Annotated in this window: 19 protein-coding genes; 8 read left to right on the forward strand and 11 right to left on the reverse strand. The window is 65.9% G+C overall.

Features of this window, described 5'->3' with window-relative positions:
- Positions 1–72: 72 nt before the first annotated feature.
- Positions 73–924 carry an ADP-dependent NAD(P)H-hydrate dehydratase gene (locus D9V29_RS00510; protein WP_229790402.1) on the reverse strand — a complete coding sequence of 284 codons (852 nt, stop codon included), beginning with the start codon at positions 922–924 and terminating at the stop codon, positions 73–75.
- A gap of 40 nt (positions 925–964) precedes the next feature.
- On the opposite strand from D9V29_RS00510, the gene D9V29_RS00515 reads away from it, so the two are divergent.
- Positions 965–2,053, forward strand: coding sequence for an NADH:flavin oxidoreductase/NADH oxidase (locus D9V29_RS00515; protein WP_121671367.1), 1,089 nt, complete (start codon positions 965–967; stop codon positions 2,051–2,053).
- On the opposite strand, the gene D9V29_RS00520 is transcribed toward D9V29_RS00515, so the two are convergent.
- From D9V29_RS00520 to guaB1, 3 genes are all read right to left on the reverse strand, one after another.
- Positions 2,054–3,103, reverse strand: coding sequence for a hemolysin family protein (locus tag D9V29_RS00520; protein WP_121671368.1), 1,050 nt, complete (start codon positions 3,101–3,103; stop codon positions 2,054–2,056).
- Complete coding sequence (locus D9V29_RS00525; RefSeq protein ID WP_121671369.1) at positions 3,096–4,412, reverse strand: hemolysin family protein; 1,317 nt, start codon at positions 4,410–4,412, stop codon at positions 3,096–3,098. Before D9V29_RS00525 ends, D9V29_RS00520 begins: the two co-directional genes overlap by 8 nt.
- 321 nt (positions 4,413–4,733) lie before the next feature.
- Positions 4,734–6,173 (reverse strand): GMP reductase, encoded by a 1,440-nt coding sequence (guaB1, locus tag D9V29_RS00530; RefSeq protein ID WP_121671370.1) that lies wholly within the window; start codon positions 6,171–6,173, stop codon positions 4,734–4,736.
- 136 nt (positions 6,174–6,309) lie between these two features.
- Between guaB1 and D9V29_RS00535 the strand changes: the two genes are divergently transcribed.
- From D9V29_RS00535 to D9V29_RS00545, 3 genes are all read left to right on the forward strand, one after another.
- Positions 6,310–9,993 (forward strand): multifunctional oxoglutarate decarboxylase/oxoglutarate dehydrogenase thiamine pyrophosphate-binding subunit/dihydrolipoyllysine-residue succinyltransferase subunit, encoded by a 3,684-nt coding sequence (locus tag D9V29_RS00535; RefSeq protein WP_121671371.1) that lies wholly within the window; start codon positions 6,310–6,312, stop codon positions 9,991–9,993.
- A 115-nt stretch (positions 9,994–10,108) separates the two neighbouring features.
- Complete coding sequence (locus D9V29_RS00540) at positions 10,109–11,128, forward strand: alpha/beta hydrolase (protein WP_121671372.1); 1,020 nt, start codon at positions 10,109–10,111, stop codon at positions 11,126–11,128.
- A 124-nt stretch (positions 11,129–11,252) separates the two neighbouring features.
- Positions 11,253–12,872 (forward strand): cation:proton antiporter, encoded by a 1,620-nt coding sequence (locus D9V29_RS00545; protein WP_229790401.1) that lies wholly within the window; start codon positions 11,253–11,255, stop codon positions 12,870–12,872.
- 56 nt (positions 12,873–12,928) lie between these two features.
- Here the strand turns inward: D9V29_RS00545 and D9V29_RS00550 are convergent, their stop codons facing one another.
- From D9V29_RS00550 to D9V29_RS00560, 3 genes are all read right to left on the reverse strand, one after another.
- A complete protein-coding gene (locus D9V29_RS00550) occupies positions 12,929–15,169 on the reverse strand; it encodes an MMPL family transporter (protein ID WP_121671373.1) in 2,241 nt (746 codons plus the stop codon).
- A 63-nt stretch (positions 15,170–15,232) separates the two neighbouring features.
- Positions 15,233–15,475: a zf-HC2 domain-containing protein gene (locus D9V29_RS00555; RefSeq protein WP_121671374.1), complete on the reverse strand. Its 243-nt coding sequence runs from the start codon at positions 15,473–15,475 to the stop codon at positions 15,233–15,235.
- Positions 15,472–16,086 carry a sigma-70 family RNA polymerase sigma factor gene (locus D9V29_RS00560; protein ID WP_189607798.1) on the reverse strand — a complete coding sequence of 205 codons (615 nt, stop codon included), beginning with the start codon at positions 16,084–16,086 and terminating at the stop codon, positions 15,472–15,474. The genes D9V29_RS00555 and D9V29_RS00560 overlap by 4 nt, the downstream gene beginning before the upstream one ends.
- Positions 16,087–16,190: 104 nt before the next feature.
- Between D9V29_RS00560 and aroA the strand changes: the two genes are divergently transcribed.
- From aroA to bcp, 3 genes are read left to right on the forward strand one after another with little or no spacing between them, the layout of a single operon-like run.
- Complete coding sequence (gene aroA / locus D9V29_RS00565; protein ID WP_121671376.1) at positions 16,191–17,552, forward strand: 3-phosphoshikimate 1-carboxyvinyltransferase; 1,362 nt, start codon at positions 16,191–16,193, stop codon at positions 17,550–17,552.
- Entirely contained in the window at positions 17,549–18,601 is a 1,053-nt protein-coding gene (gene rsgA / locus D9V29_RS00570; protein ID WP_121671377.1) for a ribosome small subunit-dependent GTPase A, read from the forward strand. The genes aroA and rsgA overlap by 4 nt, the downstream gene beginning before the upstream one ends.
- Positions 18,602–18,641: 40 nt before the next feature.
- A complete protein-coding gene (bcp, locus tag D9V29_RS00575; protein ID WP_121671378.1) occupies positions 18,642–19,115 on the forward strand; it encodes a thioredoxin-dependent thiol peroxidase in 474 nt (157 codons plus the stop codon).
- A 19-nt stretch (positions 19,116–19,134) separates the two neighbouring features.
- Here bcp and D9V29_RS00580 read toward each other — a convergent pair whose 3' ends face one another.
- A complete protein-coding gene (locus D9V29_RS00580; protein ID WP_121671379.1) occupies positions 19,135–19,917 on the reverse strand; it encodes an SDR family oxidoreductase in 783 nt (260 codons plus the stop codon).
- A 122-nt stretch (positions 19,918–20,039) separates the two neighbouring features.
- Positions 20,040–20,408: a hypothetical protein gene (locus tag D9V29_RS00585; RefSeq protein ID WP_229790400.1), complete on the reverse strand. Its 369-nt coding sequence runs from the start codon at positions 20,406–20,408 to the stop codon at positions 20,040–20,042.
- Positions 20,409–20,684: 276 nt separating this feature from the next.
- On the opposite strand from D9V29_RS00585, the gene D9V29_RS00590 reads away from it, so the two are divergent.
- Positions 20,685–20,933: a WhiB family transcriptional regulator gene (locus D9V29_RS00590; RefSeq protein WP_090711166.1), complete on the forward strand. Its 249-nt coding sequence runs from the start codon at positions 20,685–20,687 to the stop codon at positions 20,931–20,933.
- 55 nt (positions 20,934–20,988) lie between these two features.
- On the opposite strand, the gene D9V29_RS00595 is transcribed toward D9V29_RS00590, so the two are convergent.
- Together D9V29_RS00595 and D9V29_RS00600 are read right to left on the reverse strand one after the other, a co-directional pair.
- Positions 20,989–22,482 (reverse strand): sensor histidine kinase, encoded by a 1,494-nt coding sequence (locus D9V29_RS00595; RefSeq protein WP_121671380.1) that lies wholly within the window; start codon positions 22,480–22,482, stop codon positions 20,989–20,991.
- A gap of 36 nt (positions 22,483–22,518) precedes the next feature.
- Entirely contained in the window at positions 22,519–23,757 is a 1,239-nt protein-coding gene (locus D9V29_RS00600; RefSeq protein ID WP_121671381.1) for a CpaE/TadZ family protein, read from the reverse strand.
- Position 23,758: the final 1 nt, after the last annotated feature.

A 23,758-nucleotide genomic window follows, 5' to 3' on the forward strand; every position in this document is an offset into this window, starting at 1 on the left:
GTTCCGTCAGGCCGGCGCGGGTGTTCAGGAGTTTGTTCGGAGCCATGGCTGAGAACCGGCTGTGAAGCGATCTCACCCCGATTCAGAGCTGAGCAGCCTGCGGACGGCATCCGGAACCCGTTCCGCGATGTCGAGCGCCGTGATCGGACCGCCCCGGGATGCGATTGACGCGGCAAGGCCGTGGATCACCGCAGCGGATGCCGCGAGTCTTGCGGGCATCCCCGGTTCGACGGCTGTCGCCGCATTCGTGGCGAGCAGGGCACCGAGGATGCCGCCGAGCACGTCACCGGCGCCGGCTGTCGCCGTCCACGGAGGAGCGATCGAGACGCTGAGCTGAGGACCGTCCGGCTCTGCAATCCACGTCGTCGCGCCTTTGAGGAGAACCGTGACGCCGAGCCGGTTCGCCGCTCGCACCGCCCAGCGTCCGGGGTCGGCGGCGATGTCGGCCACATCCACCCTCGTGCCGCCCGCGGCCAGCATGCGCGCCAGCTCACGGAAGTGGGGCGTCACGATGACCCCGCGGCGTGGCGCGAGCGCGACGCTCTCGAGCGCGCCGGCGTCTGCGATCACCGGCTCGGCGGACGCCAGCGCGTCGGAGAACAGGGCGGCGAGCAGGCCGAGGTCCTGCGAATCGGTTCCTGATCCGATGAGCCACGCCTGCACCCTGCCCGGTGCGGACACCACCTCGGGCCGCCGTGCGAGCACGGGTTCCGTTGCGTCGCCGAGATACCGGATCATGCCGATGCCCGTGCGAGCTGCCGCCTCCACCCCGAGAACGGCTGCACCCGGGTAGGCGCTCGAGCCGGTCACGACGCCGAGCACGCCACGACTGTATTTGTCGGACACTGCGGTGGGGACGGCGACGTGGGCGGCGGCGTCTCGCTCAGCCCACGGCATCCAGTGCGGTCCTGCAGAATTTCCCATGCCTTCACGATAGGTTGAAAGCCGCCGAACGAGGAGAAGAATGCCCGGACTGTTCGACCCCATTGCCCTTCGCTCCCTGAGCGTGCGAAACCGGCTCTGGATCGCACCGATGTGCCAGTATTCCGTGTTCGCCGAGGACGGAGTGCCCACCGACTGGCACCTCGTCCACCTCGGCGGATTCGCCAAGGGTGGTGCAGGCGTCGTCTTCGCTGAAGCGACGGCCGTGAGCCCCGAGGGCCGGATCTCGCCGTTCGACACCGGGATCTGGACAGACGAGCAGGCCGCTGCGTGGTCGCGGATCACCGCCTTCCTCCGCTCGCAGGGCGCAGTGGCGGGTATCCAGCTGGGTCATGCCGGCCGGAAGGGCTCGACCTATCCGGCCTGGGGAACCGACGAACGCGGCTCCGTGCCGCTTGAAGAACGTGGCTGGAAGACGGTGGGTCCGACGGCTGAACCGTTCGGAGAGTTCGCTGCCCCTGCCGCCCTCGACGATCGGGGAATCGACGCCGTGGTCGACGATTTCACCTCCGCAGCGCGTAGGTCCGTGAGCGCAGGCTTCGAGGTCGTCGAGATCCACGCCGCCCATGGGTACCTGCTGCACCAGTTCCTCTCCCCACTCGTGAATACCCGTACCGACGCCCACGGCGGAAGTCTCGGGAACCGCGCCCGTCTCCTGCTGCGCGTGGTCGAGTCAGTCCGAGCCGAGATCGGCGAGACGGTTCTCGCGGTCCGGTTCTCCGCAACGGACTGGGCAGACGGCGGCTGGAACGAATCCGAAACAGCGACCGTCGCCAGGTGGGCAGCGGATGCCGGTGCCGACTTCTTCGACATCTCCACCGGTGGAGCCGTCCCCGGCGTCGACATCCCGCTCTCCCCCGGCTACCAGGTCCGGTTCGCGACCCACGTCAGGGACACTGCCGCCGTTACGGTTTCCGCTGTCGGTCTCATCACCGACCCGGTCGAAGCCGACCGGATCGTGTCGTCCGGGCAGGCCGATGTCGTGATGGTCGGCAGGGAAGCGCTCCGCGACCCGCACTTCGCGCTGCGGGCTGCCGCGGCGCTCGATGTGCCGGCCGCGACGCCCGGTCAGTATCTCCGGGCACCGTTCCCTGCGGTCGTTCCGGCCTGATCAGCGGCGCTGCGTCGCATCCTGAACTTCGCCGACGAGTTCCTCGATGATGTCCTCGAGGAACAGAACGCCTGTCGTCTCACCGTCCGAGTTGAACGCACGCGCCAGGTGGGCACCTGAGCGCCGCATGATGGCGAGGGCGTCTTCGAGGTCGGTGTCCTCGAAGATGGACACGAGCTGGCGGATCCTCTTCGCGGGAACCGGCCGGTCCTCGTCGCCGGGCTCTGCTGACGACTCCATCCTGAGCACGTCTTTGAGGTGAAGGTATCCGCTCGGCAGCCCGGCGTCGTCCACGACGACGTAGCGGGAGAACCCGTGCTTGGCGACGGCCCGCTCGACCTGCGCCGGAGTGGTGTCTGAAGCGAGCGTGACGAGGCCGTCGAGCGGGATGGCGACGTCGATCACTTTCTTGTTCGTGAACTCGAAGGCGGCGAGAAGCGCGCCGGTCGAGTCGAGCAGCAGGCCTTCCTTCGTCGACTGGTTCACGATGTTGGCGACTTCATCGAGAGTGAACGTCGATGTCGCTTCATCCTTGGGTTCAACGCCGAACAGTCGCAGGACGCCGTTTGCTGTCGCGTTGAGCGACCAGATCACCGGCTTGAACACCCGTGCGACAAAGACGAGCGGCGGGGCGAGGAACAGCACAGCCTTGTCCGGGACCGAGAACGACAGGTTCTTCGGCACCATCTCGCCGAACACGACGTGGAGGTACGAGACGAGCAGCAGCGTGATGATGAAGCCGATCGTGCCGACGGCCTCGTCGGGAAGCCCGGTCAGGTGCAGCGGGATCTCGAGCAGGTGGTGGATCGCCGGTTCCGACACGTTGAGGATGAGCAGCGAACACACGGTGATGCCCAGCTGGCTCGTCGCGAGCATGAGCGTTGCATGTTCCATCGCCCACAGTGCGGTGATGGCGCTGCGCTTGCCCTGTTCGGCGAGCGGTTCGATTTGCGACCGCTTGGCCGAGATGACGGCGAATTCGGCGCCGACGAAGAACGCGTTCCCGGCCAGCAGCACGAAGAGCCAGGCGATTCCTGCCCAGTCACTCATTGTCTTCGCCTTCCTCGACGGGGTTCGGGGTGAAGCGGATGCGGTCGATCCGGCGGCCGTCGAGACGTTCGACCCGCAGAGAACCGGAGTCGATGGAGACCTCGTCGCCGATCACGGGGAGTCGGCCGAGCTCAGACATGATGTACCCCGCCACGGTGTCGTACGGGCCGTCCTCGGGAACCGAGATCTGGGTGCGTTCGAGCAATTCGTCGGGCCTGAGGCTCCCGGGGAACGCGATCGAATCAAGTGTCTTGACCACGCCGGCTCGCGTGCGGTCGTGTTCGTCCGCGACTTCTCCGACAAGTTCTTCGACGAGATCCTCGAGGGTGGCGATCCCGGCGGTTCCGCCGTACTCGTCGACGACGACGGCCATCTGGTATCCGCGGCCACGGAGCTCTTCGAGAAGGGCGTCGAGACGCATCGTCTCGGGCACCCGGACGATGTCGTACTGCAGGGCTGACACCGGGACATCCGCTCGCTTGGGGCGCGGGACGGCGATCGCCTGCTTGACGTGCACGAGACCGACGACGTCGTCCGCGTCCTCGTCGATGACCGGGAAGCGCGAATATCCGGTCGTGCGGGCGAGTTCGACGACCACCTCCGCCGATTCGTTGCGGCGGACGGATTCCACGCGCGGGCGCGGAGTCATCACATCACCGGCGGTGTGGTTGGCGAACAGGAGGGTGCGGTTGAGGAGGGTGGCGGTGTCGCTCTCAAGCGTGCCTGCGCCTGCGCTTCGCCGCACGAGGCTCGAGAGCTCTTCAGCGGTGCGGGCGCCGGAAAGTTCTTCCTTGGGCTCGATGCCCATCGAGCGGAGGATGCCGTTGGCGCTTCCGTTGAGAAGGCTCACGGCGGGTCTGAACACCGTGGTGAACACGGTCTGGAACGGGACGACCAGCTTCGCGGTGGCGATCGGCAACGCGAGGGCGAAGTTCTTGGGCACCAGTTCGCCGATGATCATCGACAGCAGAGTGGCGATGATCACGGCGATGGTCACCGCGATCGGCGTCACTGCTCCGGAGGGAAGGCCGATCGCTTCGAGCACCGGAGTGAGGAGGGTGCTGATCGCCGGCTCCATGGTGTAACCGGTGAGCAGGGTGGTGAGCGTGATGCCCAGTTGAGCGCTCGACAGGTGCGTCGAGGTGATCTTCAGCGCAGCGATGGTCATGCCGAGCCGGCTTTCACCACGTGACTGACGTGCCTCGAGGTCGGAGCGGTCGAGGTTGACGAGGGCGAATTCGCTTGCGACGAAGAGGCCGGTTCCGACGGTCAGTGCCAGGCCGACCGCGAGGAGGATCCACTCAAACATGGATCAACTCCCGCCGGGGCGAGACGGGTGGATGGGCTTCGGGCGAATCGGCAGGAGGGGGGTCGTCCATTGTGGGTCTGATTATACGCAGCCGCGGGTGGATGGAAACCGTGCGAGAGGTGGAATCGACGCGTCGGGCATCCGGACGTCCCGTCCCCGAGCGCAGGAGCGCGACATCCGCTCCCGCCGAAGCGGGTTTACAGGAGATCGCACGATTGACAGGAGAGAAATCGCGAAAGCATCCTGCACATCGTGCGATCTCCTGTTTTGCGTGCGGTGCAGAGGTGAACAGCTAGGTCGCTGACGCCGCGAGCGGTGCGATCACCACGAAACGGGGAGAGCCTTGCCCTCGTCGTATCCCGAAGCTGACTGCAACCCGACGAGAGCACGCTCCCGGAACTCAGCGAGCGACGCCGCGCCAGCGTAGGTGAAGGACGAGCGGATGCCTGACGTGATCATGTCGAGGAGATCTTCGAGCGACGGCCGGTCCGGGTCGAGGTAGATCTTCGACGAGGAGATTCCCTCAGCGAAGAGAGTCTTGCGCGCCAGTTCGTACGGGTCGAGCCGACCGAAGCGTTCCTGCACCGCCTTCGTCGACGCCATTCCCCAGCTTTCCTTGTAGAGACGACCGGAGGCATCCGTTGCGAGGGCGCCCGGCGCTTCGACCGTCCCGGCGAACCAGGAACCGACCATGACGGATGCAGCGCCGGCGGCGAGCGCGAGGGCGACGTCCCTCGGATAGCGCACTCCCCCGTCCGCCCAGACGTGGGCGCCGAGGTCACGCGACGTCTCGGCCGCCTCGAGTACCGCCGAGAACTGTGGTCGTCCGACGGCGGTCATCATGCGGGTGGTGCACATCGCACCTGGACCGACTCCCACCTTGACGATGTCAGCGCCGGCAGCGACGAGATCGGTGACTCCCTGTGCCGTCACGACGTTCCCCGCGACGAGGGGAATTCCCAGGCCGAGGCTCTTCACCGCGGCCAGCGCGCGCAGCATGCCCTCCTGGTGCCCGTGCGCCGTGTCGAGGACGAGCGTGTCGACACCGGCTGCGGCGAGCGCCTTCGCTTTGGCGGCGACGTCTCCGTTGATCCCGATGGCCGCGGCCACGAGAAGCCGCCCTGAGGAGTCAACCGCAGGCCGATAGAGGGTCGAGCGCAAGGCAGAGGTCCGACTGAGCGTACCTACGAGGCGGCCGTGCCGGAGAACCGGTGCGAACGTGAGGTCGGCAGCGACGAGAAGGTCGAAGGCGGCGCGGGGGTCGCTGACGTCCTCCGCGTCGATGGACGGCAACGCTCCCGAGGCGAGGTCTCCGAGCCGGGCGTTACTGTCTTTGCCCTCAAGTTCCACCGCCGGAATGCACCCCGCGTAGGAACCGTCGGGAGTTGTGAGGACGATGCCGTGGCCATCGAGCGGCGGGATGAGCGCGAGCGCGTCAGCGACGGTCGCATCCGGGCCGAGTTCGACCGGGACGTCGAACTCGATGGTACGATCCTTCACCCAGCGGATCGCGGCATCCAGCCGCTGGAGCGGCATGTCCTGAGGCAGAACACCGAGTCCACCACGGCGTGCGAGGGTCGCGGCAAGCCGGGGGCCGGTCACCGAGTTCATGTTGGCCGAGACGATCGGCAGTTGCGCACCTGTCCCATCACCGGGAGCGAGCGACACATCGAGCCTCGACGTCACCCCGGAACGGGACGGGACGAGGAACACGTCCGAGTAGGTGAGATCGAACGTCGGGGCCTCGCCATAGAACTCCATGCACCCCACGCTACCCATCAGGCAAGCGGGGCGCAGCCTTCCCTTAATGGGATTAGGCTGGAACACGGATCTGGCAGCGCTTCCCACGGATGTCGCTGTCGTGCTCACATCGACGTAAGAGAGTGGTGGTCTGGCGGTGTCAAGCCAGTTGACCGGAGTGGGAACTGACGACGGTTCGTCGGGAGAATTCGGCGCGAACGAGTGGCTGGTTGACGAGCTCTACGAGCAATATCTCGTCGACAAGAACTCCGTCGACAAGTCGTGGTGGCCCATCCTCGAAAGTTATCAGCCAGTCAAGGGTGACAAGGCTACCGGCGAGGTCCCTGCCCACCCGATCACCGCACCGATCCCCGTGATCGGAGCGCAGCCGGTCGCGAAGACGACGTCGCTCCAGCCGAAGTCCGCTCCGATCCCAGCGGATGCTCCGCGAAAGGCCGCCGCGAAACCGGCGCCTGCGGACGAGACGACACCCAAGGACGAACCGGTCGACCAGGTCTCGCCCCTGCGCGGAATGGCCAAGTCGCTCGCCACGAACATGGACGCCAGCCTCACCGTGCCCACCGCGACGAGCGTGCGCACGATCCCGGCGAAGCTCATGATCGACAACCGCATTGTGATCAACAACCACCTCAAGCGTGCACGCGGCGGCAAGGTGAGCTTCACCCACCTGATCGGCTGGGCGCTCATCCAGGCGCTCAAGGACTTCCGCAGCCAGAACGTCTACTACGACGTCGTCGACGGCAAGCCCAGCGTCGTCGCGCCTGCGCACGTCGGCCTCGGCATCGCCATCGACATCCCCAAGCCTGACGGAAGTCGCGCGCTCCTCGTGCCCGCGATCAAGAAGGCAGACACGCTGACGTTCAGCGAGTACCTCTCGGCGTACGAGGACCTCGTCTCCCGTGCCCGCAAGAACAAGCTAACCGCTGACGACTTCAAGGGCGCTTCGGTGTCCCTCACCAACCCTGGCGGCATCGGCACGGAGCACTCGGTTCCGCGATTGATGAAGGGCCAGGGCTGCATCATCGGCGCTGGCGCCCTCGACTACCCTGCCGAGTTCCAGGGAGCGAGTGAGCACACCCTCGTCGAACTGGCCATCGGCAAGACCGTCACCCTCACGTCGACCTACGACCACCGCGTCATCCAGGGTGCTGGGTCCGGTGAGTTCCTCAAGAAGGTGCACGAACTGCTCACCGGGCAGCAGTCCTTCTACCAGGACATCTTCGCCGCACTGCGCATCCCCTACGACCCGATCCATTGGGCACCGGACATCTCGGTCGACCTCAGCGACACGGTCAACAAGACGGCTCGCGTGCAGGAACTGATCAATTCGTTCCGGGTCCGGGGCCACCTGATGGCCGACGTCGACCCGCTCGAGTACGTGCAGCGGTCACACCCCGACCTCGACATCCTCAACCACGGCCTGACCTTCTGGGACCTCGACCGCGAATTCGTCACCGGCGGTTTCGGCGATACCCGACAGGCCAAGCTGCGTGACATCCTCGGTGTCCTGCGCGACTCCTACTGCCGCACCATCGGCCTCGAATACATGCACATCCAGGACCCGGCCCAGCGCAAGTGGATCCAGGAGAAAGTAGAGCGTCCGTACGCGAAGCCACGGCACGACGAGCAGATGCGCATCCTCGGCAAGCTCAACGAAGCCGAGGCGTTCGAGACGTTCCTGCAGACGAAGTACGTCGGCCAGAAGCGATTCAGCCTCGAGGGCGGGGAATCGACCATCGCCCTGCTCGACGCCATCCTCCAGGGTGCCGCAGAGGCAGAGCTCGACGGCGCGGCGATCGGCATGGCCCACCGTGGTCGCCTCAACGTGCTGACCAACATCGCCGGCAAGACCTACGGCCAGATCTTCCAGGAGTTCGAGGGCACGAACTCCTCGAAGAACACGGGCTCAGGAGACGTCAAGTACCACCTCGGTACCGAGGGTATGTTCCGCGCCTCGGACGGATCCGAACTGCCGGTCTATCTCGCCGCGAACCCGTCACACCTCGAAGCCGTGAACGGCGTCCTCGAGGGAATCGTGCGCGCCCGTCAGGACCGCCAGCCGATCGGCACCTTCTCCACCCTGCCGATCCTCGTCCACGGCGACGCCGCGATGGCCGGCCAGGGCGTTGTGCTCGAAACGATGCAGCTGTCGCAGTTGCGCGGGTACCGTACCGGCGGCACCATCCACATCGTGGTCAACAACCAGGTCGGGTTCACCACCCCTCCCGGTGAAGGCCGGACGTCGGTGTACTCCACGGATGTCGCGAAGACGATTCAGGCGCCGATCTGGCACGTGAACGGAGACGACCCCGAGTCGGTCGTCCGCGTCGCCCAGCTCGCTCTCGAGTTCCGTCAGGAATTCAAGAAGGACGTCGTCATCGACCTCATCTGTTACCGCCGCCGCGGTCACAACGAGGGCGACGACCCCTCGATGACGCAGCCGCTCATGTACAACCTGATCGAGCAGAAGCGCAGCGTGCGCAAGCTCTACACCGAAGCCCTCGTCGGCCGTGGTGACATCACCGAGGAAGACTACGAAGCGGCGCACCGCGACTTCCAGGACCGCCTCGAGCGCGCCTTCATGGAGACGCACGCAGCGCAGACCGCATCGTCGCCCGTCATCGTCGACGACGAGGGTGACGATGGTTACTCGGGTGAGCCGGAGACCACCGGTGTTTCCGAAGCGGTCGTTCAACTCGTCGGTGACGCGTTCAACAACAAACCAGCCGGATTCACCGTGCACCCGAAGCTGCAGCAATTGCTGCAGAAGCGCCTCGACATGAGCCGTAACGGCAACATCGACTGGGCCTTCGGTGAGCTCCTTGCCTTCGGCTCCCTGCTGATCGAAGGCACACCGGTTCGATTCAGCGGGCAGGACTCACGCCGTGGAACGTTCGTGCAGCGCCACGCGGTGCTCCACGACCGGGTCAACGGCCAGGAATGGCTGCCGCTCGCCAACCTCGCGGACAACCAGGCCAGGTTCTGGATCTACGACTCCCTCCTCTCGGAGTACGCGGTACTCGGATTCGAGTACGGCTACTCGGTCGAACGGCCGGACGCGCTCGTGCTCTGGGAGGCCCAGTTCGGCGATTTCGCCAACGGCGGCCAGACCATCATCGACGAGTTCATCTCGAGCGCCGAGCAGAAGTGGGGGCAGCGCTCCAGCGTCGTCATGCTTCTGCCCCACGGTTATGAGGGCCAGGGCCCTGACCACTCCTCCGCGAGGATTGAGCGCTACCTGCAGCTCTGTGCCGAGAACAACATGACCGTGGCGCGTCCGTCGACGCCAGCGTCGTACTTCCACCTCCTGCGTCGTCAGGCCTACGCCCGTCCCCGCCGCCCCCTCGTCGTGTTCACGCCGAAGGCAATGCTCCGTCTCCGCGGCGCGTCGAGTGCGGTCGAGGACTTCACGAGCGGAAAGTTCGAACCCGTCATCGATGACGCCCGCGTCTCGGATCCGTCGTCGGTCAAGCGCGTTCTCTTCCACGCCGGAAAGATCCACTGGGACCTGCGCGCCGAACTCGAGAAGAAGCCGAACGACGGCATCGCCCTCGTCCGTCTGGAGCAGTACTACCCGCTCCCGACCACGGAACTCAACGAGATCGTCGCTCGCTACCCGAATGCCGAGCTGGTCTGGGTGCAGGACGAACCTGAGAACCAGGGCGCGTGGCCGTTCATCGCGCTCGAGGCGATAAAGAACCTGGGTGACCGCACCATGCGCGTCGTATCGCGTCCCGCCGCGGCCTCGCCGGCCACGGGCTCCGCCAAACGGCACGCGGCCGAACAGTCGCAGCTTCTCGCAGAGGCGCTGAACGTCTGATTTCCTTCCGCTCTCCAGCACTCGACGGGCACCGGCACAGGCCGGTGCCCGTCGAGTTTCGCTGAGGCAGGGATTGCATCGATCTGACACACTGGTCCCGACCGCGGGAGGACGCATGACACGGCTCAACGGGCGCTCGCGAGCTCGACTGTCTGCCCGCGCCGTTGCCACCCTGGCGGGGGCGATGATCGCGGGAGTCGCCATCGGAACGGTCGCGCTTCGAACCCCACGGCCGTCGGCGCTTCTCATCCGCCGGGTCTTCGAAGCCGGAGCACGCGCGATCGTCGACGAGATGCGCCCGCACGTGCCTGACACCCCGCTGCGGGAGCGGCTCAACGTGCCCGTCGGCGGGTCGACCGTCGACGTGTTCACCCCCGCCGAAGCGACGGGACCGCTGCCGACGGTCATCTGGATCCACGGCGGCGCCTGGCTTTCGGGAAGCACGGCGGACATCCGTCCGTACCTGCGCATCCTTGCCGGACACGGCTACACGACCATCGCTCCGAGCTACAGCATCGCACCGGAATCGACCTACCCGACCCCGATCTGCGAGCTCAACGCGATCCTCGCCGATATCGCTGTGAGGGCGAACGAGCTCAACGTCGACGCCTCCCGCATCGTGCTCGCGGGAGACTCCGCGGGGGCGCAGCTCGCGAGCCAGCTCGTCGCGCTCACCACCACCCCGGACTACGCGGGTCTCATGGACGTCCGTCCTGCGCTCACCCCCGAGCAGCTCGCCGGCGCAATCCTGCATTGCGGCGTGTACGACCTCCGCGCCATGGCCGAGTTGTCCGGGCTCACCCAGTGGGGATTCAAGACGGCGCTGTGGGCGTACACCGGCACGAAGGATTGGGCGGATGCTGTCGCCGGCGCAACGATGTCGACGATCGATTTCGTCACCCGCTCCTTCCCGCCCACGCTGATCAGCGGCGGCAACGGTGACCGACTGACTCGCCTTCAATCCCAGCCGATGGCGGCGGCACTGGAGACAGCAGGGGTCGAAGTGACCGGGCTGTTCTGGCCGGCGGATCATGCGCCTGCGCTCGGTCACGGATACCAGTTCCACCTCGACCGTGAGGAAGCGCGGACCACGCTGGAACAGACGCTGTCGTTTCTGAACCGAGTGACACGCTGAACGGGATCCGTATGTTCGGCACGAGGACGCAACCCTAGTCTGGACGAATGGAATACGGCCTGCTGGCGCTCTTCGGCATTCTCGCGATCGTCCTCGTGGCGCGTTTTTTTCGCCCAGGCTCGGCGTGGCAAGCCCGCTCATCCTCGTCGTGGTTGGCATCCTCGCCAGTTTCGTCCCCGGGGTCCCTGACATCGTCGTCCCACCCGAGCTGATCCTCTCGGTCGTCCTTCCGCCCATCCTGTATGCCGCTGCGGTCAACGTGCCACTCGTCGACTTCCGCCGGAACCTCAAGGCGATCAGCGGCCTGTCCGTGCTTCTCGTGATCGTCTCGGCTGTACTGACCGGACTGGTGCTCTACCTGCTCCTGCCCGATCTGAGCTTGCCGGCAGCGATCGCCCTCGGGGCTGTGATCAGCCCGCCTGACGCCGTCGCGGCCACGTCGATCGGAAAGCGGCTCGGTCTGCCCCCTCGACTCGTGACGGTGCTGGAGGGCGAGGGGCTCGTGAACGACGCGACGGCCCTCGTACTGCTCCGCACAGCCATCGCGGCGTCGGCGGAAGCGGTGTCCATCGGCGAGATCGCCGGCGAATTCGTCTACGCGGTCGCGGCCGCGATCGCTGTCGGGATCGGTGTCGGTTATGCCACGGTGTGGGTGCGCTCGAAACTCGGGGACCCCGTCCTCAACACGACGATCTCGTTCGTCGTGCCGTTTCTCGCCTTCATCCCGGCGGAAGCCGTGAATTCCTCCGGCGTCCTCGCCGTTGTGGTTGCCGGGCTGATCACCGGCCATAACAGCGCCAGGTACTTCAGCGCCCAGGACAGGATCGCCGAGCGGATCAACTGGCGGACAGCGCAGTTCGTTCTGGAGAACGGCGTCTTCCTGCTCATGGGAGTCGAGCTGAGAACCCTCGTCGAGCAGGTCGAAGCGGATGACCTCAGCGTGCCGGGAGCGATCGGGCTCGGCCTGCTGATGTGCGTGCTGCTCGTTCTCATCCGGACCCTCTTCGTCATTCCGCTCATCGGCGTGCTTCGCAGGGACCAGCGACGAGCCAAATCGAAGGGGATCTACCTCGACTCCGCCATACGCCGTCTCGACAACCGAGCGCCGGACTACTCGATCTCGCCGGAAGGACGCCGCCGTGCGCGCCGGTTCCTCAGCCGCAAGCGGGCGGATGCTGCTTTCCTCACCTCCGAGGGACTGGGCTGGCGTGGCGGGGCCGTCCTGGCCTGGTCAGGGATGCGTGGCGTCGTCACCCTCGCAGCGGCCCAGTCCCTGCCGGTCGACATCCCGTACCGTCCTCAGCTCATCCTCATCGCATTCACGGTCGCCGTCGCCACGCTGCTCGTCAACGGAGGAACACTCCCCCTCCTCATCCGCAAGCTTCGGATCGTCGGCACCACGCCTGAAGCGGACCAGGCTGAGCTCACCAGCCTGGTCGGGGAGCTCAGTTCGGCCGGACTCGCGACCCTCGACAACCCGGACCTGCTTCGCGACAACGGGTTCACGGCCGACGTCATCGCCCGGGTTCGCGACGACAGCATCCTGCACCGGAAATCGCTCGCCGAGCGGAGCTCCGGTAATCCCGGCCCTCATGAGCAGCACCGGGCGTTGCGGCTTCGTGTGCTCGAAGCGGAGCGGGCAGCGCTCCTCGACGCCCGAGCGACCGGCGCATACAGTTCGCGAATTCTGGAGCGGGCCCAGACCTTGCTCGACCTCGAGGAATACCGGCTGGGGCAGCTGTAACAACGACAAAGCGGGGAACGGATGCTGTGGCATCCGTTCCCCGCCTGTGTCCTGGGTCAGCTCTCGCGAGCGGCCGCGACGTGTTTCTCGGTGTGTGCAGGCTCCGTGCGGTCGGCGGAGTGGACGCCGCGGGAGAGCTTGCTCGGCCACCAGATGGCGCGACCGATGTCATAGCTCAACGCAGGGACGAGCAGTGTGCGCACGAGGAACGTGTCGAGCAGCACACCGAACGCGACGATGAAGGCGATCTGGAGCAGGAACAGGATGGGGATCACGCTGAGAGCCGCGAAGGTGGCCGCGAGAACGAGACCGGCAGAGGTGATCACGCCACCGGTGACCGCAAGCCCGCGCAGGATTCCCTGCTTGGTGCCGTGCTTACCGGATTCCTCCCGAACCCTCGTCATGAGGAAGATGTTGTAGTCCACCCCGAGGGCAACGAGGAACACGAAACCGAACAGCGGTACGGACGGGTCGGCTCCTGGGAAGTCGAAGATCCCGTTGAAGACCCACGCCGACACACCGAGCGCGGCACCGAATGACAGCACGACACTCGCGATGAGGATCAGCGGCGCAACGATCGACCGCAGCAACAGCATGAGGATCAGGGTGATCGCACCGAGGATCAACGGAATGAGCAGGTTGCGGTCATGGATCGCCGTCGTGTTGGAGTCGAGGGCGATCGCGGTGGTACCACCGACGAGAACCGGCTCCGAGTCCGTCGACACCGGAGCGAGCTCCGCACGCAGGTCGACAACGACGTTCTCTGCCTCGATCGAGTCACCGGCGTCGAGAAGGGTCGCCGAGAGCAGGACGTTGCCGTCGACCACGGTGACGTCCGGCACTGGAGTTCCCGGAGGGCCGAGAGGCTGAACGCCGTCCTCGGTGACCGGGAGAGAGCCGGACGGGGAGTCCTCGGAGAGGACGGTCAGCGAATCGACACCGTCGGTACCGAGCACGATGTCAGACACCACGTCGAGTTCCCCCTCGGGAGCGATGATCACCGTCGGCGATCCTGAGCCGGCCGGGAAGTGGTCAGCGAGGACTTCCTGACCGTCACGAGCCTGCGATTCGCCGAGGACGAATTCGCTCGCTGCAACGCCGTCGGCCTTGAGCTGGAAGACACCGAGAGACATCACGGCGAGAAGCAGAACGCTCGAGATCGAGATCACCCGCGGGCGTTTCTGAACAAATCGCGCCAGCCAGGGCCAGAGTCCCTTCTTGTCGGCTGCGATGGGGTTGTCGTTCAGCGGCGTCGCCTTCGGTTTCACCGGCCAGAACGCGACCTTGCCTGCCCAGTAGAGAAGAGCGGGGAGCAGGGTGAGCGATGCGAGCAGGGCGAACACGATCCCGATGGATGCCACGGGGCCGAGCGACTTGTTCGAGTTGAGATCCGAGAAGAGCAGGAGCAGGAGCGCCGCGATGACGGTGCCGCCCGAGGCGAGGATCGGCTCCCACGAGCCCTTGAGCGCCGCCCAGGTGGCCTTCCACTTGGTCGGTTCGATGGCGAGGGCCTCTTTGAACCGCGCGATATAGAGCAGTGAGTAGTCGGTGGCAGCACCGATGACGAGGATGAACAGAATCCCCTGCGTCTGCCCGCTGAGGAGCAGGACGTCAGCGCGTGCCAACTGCACGACGACGAGGATCGACGCGCACAAAGCGGAAAGGCTCGAGAACAGCACGAGCACCGGGAGGAGTGGTGAACGGTAGACGACCACGAGGATCACGAACACGGCGCCGAGAGCGACGAGGAGCAGGAGGCCGTCGATGCCGGCGAACGCGTTCGTCAGGTCGGCGGTGAGCCCGCCAGGACCGGTGATCGCGGCGTTGACACCGTCGATCGGGTTCTCGTCGAGAACACCGCGGAGAGCTTCGACGACCTCGGCCGTCTTCTCGTCGGTGTCGAGCACGAGAACGACCTGGACGGCTTCGCCGTCCTCGGATTCGATTGCGGGTGAACTCTCGTCGGCGAGAACCCCTTCGATGTCGGAGAACTCGGCCACGCGGTCATCGATCGCGGTGAGGTCGCTTTCCGTCAGCCCGCCGTCGCGTTCGAAGACGACGATCGCCGGGATGACGTCGTCGTCGCGGAAGTCGGCCTGCAGGTCCTGGACCTTTGTAGCCTCGGCGCTGGCGGGCAACTGCTGCGACTGGTCATTGGTGCTGACGGCGCTGATCTGGCCGAAGCTCGCGCCGCCGGCGCCGAACAGTCCGAACCAGACAAGAATGAGCGCGACGGGGATGAGAACACGCAGCCAGACAGGCACGCGTGAGTCTCGGACGGGGGCAGGGGTTTTCATCACAACCCGAGCGTACGTGCCCCGAAGGCGGTCCTGCGTCGTCCGAAAGTTTGAGGTAGAACGCTAGTGCGTTGCCTGCGCTGCGCGGAGCCGCGCCATCACCTGGAGCTTGAGATCCTCCGGCGCCGTCTCCTTGCACGCACGCTGCACAGCCTCCGTGAGGGTACGGGCGAGCAGTGCCTCTTCCTGGCACGAGGCGCAGTGCTCCAGGTGCTCACGAATATCAGCGGCGTTGGTCGAGCACACCTCGTGACGGAGGTACTCTTCCAGGTCACGCTTCGCTTTGTCGCATCCGCAATCGGTCATTTCTTCACTCCAGCCCGGCCCGTGTCGATCCCGCGCTCGTGGGCATAGTCGGCCAACAGGTCCCGCAGCATGCGCCTGCCACGGTGCAGGCGGCTCATGACGGTCCCGATGGGCGTTTTCATGATGTCGGCGATCTCCTGGTACGCGAACCCCTCGACGTCTGCCAGGTAGACGGCGAGCCGGAAGTCCTCAGGAATCGCCTGGAGGGCATCCTTCACGGCGCTGTCTGGCATGTGATCGATCGCTTCGGCCTCAGCCGAACGGGAGGACGTCGCCGTCCGTGATTCAGCACCACCCAGTTGCCAGTCCTCGAGATCATCGAGGGTGCCCTGGAACGGCTCGCGCTGCTTCTTGCGATAGATGTTGATGTAGGTGTTGGTGAGAATCCGGTACAGCCACGCCTTGAGGTTGGTGCCCTGCGTGAACTGTCCGAACGCCGAATACGCCTTGACGAAGGTCTCCTGGACGAGATCCTGTGCGTCGGACGGATTCTTCGTCATCCGCATCGCTGCGCCATAGAGCTGATCGATGAACGGCAGCGCCTGCTCTTCGAACAGCGCGCGCGGATCGCTCTCCGGCTCGGGAGGAAGTGTGTCATCGACGGTGGTCATCACCGGCCAGTCTACGACCAGCTCAGAAGCCACGCCGCGTTCGAGCACTCCAGTTGCCACCATCCACACCCTTCGAAACGAATTCTCGTTAGATTAGGAGAACAATGCTTGAGTCAAAATATTCCGCTCCGGAGTTCGACCTGTACGGCGACCGGCACCAGAGCGACGACGACGGGTCCTGGCCCGCGCCCGTTTCCGGATCCCCGGTCGCGGCGACCGTCGCACTCCCGGGCTCGAAGTCGCTGACCAACCGCGAACTGGTGCTCGCCGCCCTCGCCGATTCACCATCGCGCCTGCGCGCACCGCTTCACTCCCGCGACAGCCAGAACATGGTCGACGCCCTCCGCGCCCTCGGCGCAACGATCTCCGAGACGGATGCCACGGGCAGCTTCGGTCCCGACTGGACGGTGACGCCGGGCGAACTCTTCGGTTCGACGACCGTGGATTGTGGCCTTGCCGGCACAGTGATGCGTTTCGTCCCCCCGGTTGCGGCTCTCGCGCTCGGACCGACCACATTCGACGCGGAAAGCGCCGCCCGCGGACGGCCGATGTCGACGCTCATCGACTCGTTGCGCGGGCTCGGCGTCGACATCAACGACGACGGCAGGGGCTCGCTCCCGTTCACCGTTCACGGGACCGGCCGGGTCGAGGGCGGCGAGTTGACCATCGACGCCTCCCGCTCCAGCCAGTTCGTCTCCGCCCTGCTTCTCGCCGCTGCACGCTTCGAGACCGGGCTCACCCTGACCCACTCCGGCGAGCGGCTGCCGAGCCTTCCGCACATCGAGATGACGATCGCCGCCCTCGCCGCCCGCGGCATCCGTGTCGACTCCCCCTCGGTAGGGGTCTGGCGAGTGGAGCCCGGCACTATCACCGGTCGCGACGTGCGGATCGAGCCCGACCTCTCCAACGCCGCCCCGTTCCTCGCCGCAGCCGTCGTCACCGGCGGAACCGTGACCATTCCCGGCTGGCCCGCCGAGACCACGCAGGTCGGATCCGAACTTCTCGATCTCCTCCCCCGCTTCGGTGCCACCGTCACGCTCGAGGGCGACAAGCTCACCGTCACGGGCGGGAGCAGGATTCCCGGCGTCGACCTCGACCTGACGACGGCCGGTGAACTCGCCCCCGCCCTGACCGCCATCGCCGCGCTCGCGGACTCGCCGTCGACGATCACCGGAATCGGTCACATCCGTCACCACGAAACCGACCGGCTCGCTGCCCTCGCCACCGAGATCAACAAGCTCGGCGGCAACGTGACCGAACTGGACGACGGATTGCGGATCGAACCCCGACCGCTCACCGGTGGCACCTGGCTGAGCTACCACGATCACCGGATGGCCACCACCGGCGCGATTCTCGGTCTCGTCGTTCCCGGCGTCGTGATCGAGAACATCGCGACGACCGCGAAGACACTGCCCCAGTTCCCCGAGCTGTGGAGCACGATGGTCAGCGGAGCCGTCCTCGGATGAGCTGGTGGGACACCGGAGACAACGACGACGAACCGGAGTTCGACGAGTCCAGCATCCGGGAACGCCCGAATCGCAAGGGCAACAGGCCCCGGACGAAAACCCGGCCTGAACACAACGACGCCGAGACGGCGCGAGTGCTTGCCGTCGACCGCGGCCGATACACGGTGCTCCTCGACGAGGGAACCGACACGGAGCGTCGCATCACGGCATCCCGGGCGTCGGAACTCCGCAAACAAGCCGTCGTCAACGGCGACCGGGTCCGTGTGGTCGGAGACCTCACCGGCAACGAGGGCAGCCTCGCGCGGATCGTGAAAATCGTTCCACGTACGACACTCCTCCGCAGAAGCGCCGACGACAGCGACGAAGTCGAACGTGTCATCGTCGCCAACGCCGATCAGATGCTCGTGGTCGTTGCCGCCGCAGACCCGGAACCGAGGGAGCGGCTCGTGGACCGCTACCTCATTGCCGCGCTCGATGCAGGCATCCGCCCGATCCTGTGCATCACGAAGACAGACCTCGCCGACCCGAGCGAGTTCCTGCGCAATTTCGCCGGGCTCGAGGTGCGGGTCTTCACGAGTTCCACCGACCGGATGCCTCTGGCAGAGATCACCGAGGCTCTCATCGGTCATGACACGGTCTTCGTCGGCCACTCGGGTGTCGGCAAGTCGACACTCGTGAACGCCCTCGTACCGAGCGCACAACGCGCCACAGGGCACGTTAATGCCGTGACCGGGCGTGGCAGGCACACCTCATCGTCGACCGTGTCGTACCGCATCGAGAACGAACACGGGACAGGCTGGGTCATCGACACCCCCGGTGTGCGGTCGTTCGGGCTCGGTCACATCGACCCGGCAAACATCCTCCGAGCGTTCACCGACCTCGCCGAGGCGGCCGAACGCTGCCCACGCGGCTGCACCCACCTGCCCGATGCCCCCGATTGCGCCATCGTCGAAGCGGTCGAGGCCGGGGAACTCGGCGACACCGGCGCTGCCAGGCTCGATTCACTGCAGCGCCTGCTCGCGACCTTCATGAAGCCGGTCCAGCACTGACGGCGGTGGCGCCTCGCACCGACATCAGTAGGCTGGAATCATGACTGCGAACCGACTCGCCCCGGGCGACACCGCCCCCTCGTTCACGCTCACCGACGCCGACGGGGCCCGAGTGTCCCTGCAGGATTTCGTCGGTTCCAAGGTGATCCTGTATTTCTACCCGGCGGCGATGACACCGGGGTGCACGACGCAGGCGTGCGACTTCCGCGACAGCCTGGGATCGCTCCAGGCGGCTGGGTACACCGTGCTCGGTGTGTCGAAGGATTCGCCTGACAAGCTCAAGACGTTCGCCGAGCGGGATTCGTTGTCGTTCCCCCTGCTCAGCGATGAGGATCTCGCGGTACACAACGCGTACGGCGCATACGGCGAGAAGAACTCCTACGGCAAGATCGTCACAGGAGTCCTGCGCTCCACCTTCGTCATCGACGAGAACGGCTTGCTCGAGCATGCGCTCTACAACGTCAAGGCGACCGGCCACGTCGCATCCCTGCGGAAGAAGCTCAAGGTCGCCTGAGCCCTTCCTCCGCTCGTGTTCACCAGGTCGAGTCTCCCCGGATGACGGCGTCCGAGCCGCCGTCGATGAAGATCACCTGGCCGCAGAGGTGTCCGTTCTCCTCACTCGACAGCCACGCGAGCAACTGTGCGACGGATTCCGGGCCGAAGAATCCGTTGAGGGGCATGGGAACCATCCCGGCGAGCTGGGTTCTGGCTTCTTCCGTCGCTGTCAGAGCGGCCGTCATCGGGGTGAGCACCACGCCCGGCGCCACCGCGTTGAGCGGGATGCCCGCCCCAGCCCATTCCGCCGTCGGCGCCTGGCGACGCACCCACCGTGAGAGTGCCTGCTTGCTCGAACCGTAGATGAGGTTCCCCTCGTCGGGTGAGCCTGCCGCGAGTTCAGCCGCTCGTGCGAGCGCTTCGTCCTCGTTCCCGTTCAGGAAGGCAGTGACCAGCGCGTCGTCGTGCGGCATGAGCGACGCCATCGACGTCACGGCGACCGCGCGCGGTGAGTGCGATCCTGCCAGGAGCGGACGGAGGCCCTCGAGCGTCGCGACGGCTCCGAAGTAGTTCACCGCTGCGGTAGCGATCGTCGGGGAGGAGAGCCCGGCAACGGCGAGGACCGCGTCGATCGTGCCGCCGCTCAGTGTCTCGACCACGGTGACGAGCGTTTCTCGACCCTCACGCGTGGTGAGGTCGACGGTGATGTCGCTTCCGGCGATGTCGGCGCCGATGACGCGATCACCGCGGGATTCAAGCAACTCCTTCGTCGCCTTGCCGATTCCGCTCGCTGCTCCGGTGATGACATAGGTGCGTTCCACGGGGACCTCCATTGGTCGGTTTGCCGGGTGCAGCTCTGCTCGGATTTTGAACAACGCCTGACCCTGCTCGCCATCATGGCAGGCGTGGGACGACGGAAGCCAGCACTCGTCCTGAATCGCCCTCAGAACTGGGAGCGCTGGACTCCGTCCCTCCGGATCGCCGCCATCACCGATGGGGTGAACAGCAGTACGAGAACGACGATGCTTGGCGCGAGCAACGCCCAGCCGATCGCGGGTTGTGCGAAGGTGCCTTGGAACGCGCCGATGGCGATGGCGAGCTGGACAAGTTGCCAGATGACCGCACCCCCGCGCACCCATCCCTGCCTGCGCAGAGCACCGATGGCGACGGCGGAGACGAAGACGGCGGCGATGGCGACGACGACCGTCAGGGCGATCGCGCTCGAGATGGATGCCGCCGGGAGCGTCAGGATGTCGACGATGAGAACCAGGACGACGACGATGACGGCGGCAGCTTCTGCGAACAACAACACCGTCAGCAACCACAACGCCGGGGACCGTCCGGAGGATGGGGCGGGAATTGTAGCGCCCGAAGATGTCGAGGATGTGTCATCAGTGTTATTCACAGGTATATCCCATACGAAGCTATTGATTTGGTAGAAGCGGTATGTCACGATTGTTGAGGCCCGAGTACGACGCTCACAGAGAGGTGAGCAGATCCGGTTTACGTGATCGCCCTCTCATTCGCTCGGGCATTCCCTCATTTCCGACCATATCGGTCGTTTACCCTCATTCAAAGGAGCACCCGCATGGACTGGCGCGATAAAGCCGCTTGCCTGACAGCAGACCCGGAACTTTTCTTCCCGGTAGGCAACACAGGGCCGGCAGTCGACCAGATCGACAAGGCCAAAGCCGTGTGCGGCCGCTGCACCGTCACCGAGATCTGCCTCCAGTACGCACTCGAGACCGGCCAGGACTCCGGCGTCTGGGGTGGCCTTTCCGAAGACGAGCGTCGCGCCCTCAAGCGCCGCGCTGCACGCGCCCGCCGCGCTTCCTGACCGAACGACACAGAACTCCCGGTCCTTTAGGACCGGGAGTTTTTTGCGTGTCCGCTCAGGTGCGTGAGATCCAGCGCAGAGGGACCTCGATGGTGACCTCGGTGCCTGAACCCATCACCGTGTGCCAGTCGATGGTTCCGCTCAGTTCACCCTGAATCAGCGTCCGGACGATCTGCGTGCCGAGACCGGTGCCGACCTTGCCCTCCTGCAGGCCAACTCCGTTGTCACGCACGAGGACGGTCAATTGGTCCCCCGACCGGTCGGCGACGATTTCGACCTCCCCATCACGCCCGGCGAGTCCGTGTTCGACAGCGTTGGTGACGAGTTCGGTGAGCGCGAGGGCAAGTGGCGTTGCGTATGCACTCGGAAGCACACCGAATTCGCCGGACTTGCGCGGGTGAACCGTCGTGTTGTGTGAGGACGCCACCTCGGCGATGAGCATGAGAACGCGTTCGAACACCTCGTCGAAGTTCACATCCTGGGTGAGCCCCTCGGACAGGGTGTCATGGACGACCGCGATGGCCGCCACCCGGCGCATGGCCTGGGTCAGTGCTTCCCGCGCCTCATCGGTGTGTGCACGCCTGCCCTGGATCCGCAGGAGCGACGCAACCGTCTGGAGGTTGTTCTTCACCCGGTGGTGGATCTCGCGGATCGTGGCATCCTTCGTGATGAGTTCACGTTCCTGGTGGCGCAATTCGGTCACATCGCGGCACAGAACGATCGCGCCCGCGCGTTCACCGCGGTGCCGCAACGGAATGGCACGCAGGGACACCGTCACCCCGCGCGCCTCGATGTCGGTCCGCCATGGTGCCCGCCCGGTGACGACTAGGGGCAGCGACTCATCGATGACCTGCTTGCCCGGCAGGATCAGGGTGGTGACCTCGGCGAGCGACTCTCCTTCGAGTTCGTCATTGAACCCCATCCGGTTGAACGCCGACAGAGCGTTCGGGCTGGCGAACGTCGTCGTTCCGTCGACGTCGAGACGGATGAGACCGTCGGATGCCCGTGGCGCGCCACGACGGGGACCTGTCGGTGCAGACAGGTCAGGGAAATCGCCCGTCGCCACCATCTCGAACAGGTCGTTGGCGCACTCGTTGAAGGTGAGCTCCTGCCTGCTCGGCGTGCGGGCTTCTCCGAGGTTGGTATGCCGGGTGAGTACTGCGATCGGTGCCGGCGCGTTTTCCGGTGAGGTGGAGCCGAGGCGCCGCATGACCGGCACTGCACGCACCCTGGTTGGCGTTTCCTCGTACCAGTCGGGAGCAGTGGAGTCGACGATCCTCGCGCTCTCGAACGCTTCGGTGACCTGCGCGCGCCACTGCGGTTTGATCGACTGGCCGACGAAGTCACGATAGAAAAGCGTCGCGGCGCTCGATGGCCGGTGGTGCGACACCGAGACGAAGCTGCCGTCCTCGGTCGGCACCCACAGAACGATGTCGGCGAAAGCCAGATCGGCGAGGAGCTGGGCATCACCGACGAGCATGTGGAGCCAGTCGACATCCTCGTCTGTGGAGCGGCCGGTGGCAAGGACGAGGTCACTGAGCGTCGACATTGATCCAGTCTACGGCCGGGACATCCCGGCCCCGGTTCAGCCGGCGCGGGCGGGCCGCGCCACCCGTGCGCGCCGAAGCGCCCTGCGTCCGGACTGCGGAACTGCCTGTGGCAGGATCCGGGCGGTGACGAGGCGCGAGATCGCAGCAAGCGCCTGTGACCGCGGACTCACATCCCGCAGCGCACGACCAGCGAGCAACGCGGCATCCGTTCCCCTGTCATCCGCGGGCACGAGCACCGGGTCCCAGACTCCGCCGAACCGCTGCAGCGTTGCGCGGACCTGTCCGTTCGGGTTCAGTCCCACCACACTCGCGCGCACCTTATTGATGACGGTCGTGATGGGAACATCGCCGCACAATTCCACGAGGTCCGGATACGCCCGGAGGAAGCGTGCGAGGCCGACCGGGTCCGCCGCGCCGACCGCAATGACCCGGTCGGCGGCCTGCAACGCCGCGAGGGTGGCAGCGTTGCGTCTCGGAGCGAAGAGGTCGCTCGAGATCTCCTCGTCGTTCTCCAGGCTGAAGCCCGTGTCGATGACGACGTATTCCGCCCAGTCCCGGCAGACGGCGATGGTGCGTGAGACCCGTTCCGCGCTGATCTCGGGCCACCGGGACGCGCGCGGGATGCCGGTGAGAACGTTGACGGTCCCTCCGTGCACGGAATACGGCTGCCGAATCCGGTCGAGCTCCGCCAGGCTGAGCCCGTCCTGACCGGCGAGACGGCATGCCGCCGCGAAGCCGGGCGCTTCGTCGAGCATTCCCAGCACCGGGGCGATCGACGCGGCATGGGTGTCCGCGTCGATGAGGGCCACATTCCGGCCTGTCGCCGCGATCTCGGTGGCGAGGGCGATCGCGACGGTGGTGCGCCCTGGCGCTCCCGCCGGGCCCCACACGCTGAGCACCGTCCCTGCTGCGGGCGATGGAAGGTCCTGGCTTATTGCCCGTGATCCGCGGAGGACAGCGTCGACGACGTCGATGGGGGTATCGAGGTCGAGGACGTCGTACAGGCCGAGCGACGCGGCGTTTCGCTTACCCGCATCGTTTTCGGTGAGCGCGATGACGCGGATCCCCCGCGCATCACATGCCGCGAGCAGTTCCTGGCTGAGGCGGCCGGGAACAGCGGCGACGAGAAGAGCGTCGGGGGCTGCGCTCTCGAGTGCGAGGACGGGATCGGTGAGAGGACCGATCCGCAATTCAACCGAGTACCCCTTCTCGACGAGTCCGGCGACGAGACGGTCCTCGTCGTCGCGCTCCAGGAAGAAAGCCAATCCGGTCACG

The organism is Mycetocola manganoxydans (assembly GCF_003667545.1).
Taxonomy (GTDB): Bacteria; Actinomycetota; Actinomycetes; order Actinomycetales; family Microbacteriaceae; genus Mycetocola_A; species Mycetocola_A manganoxydans.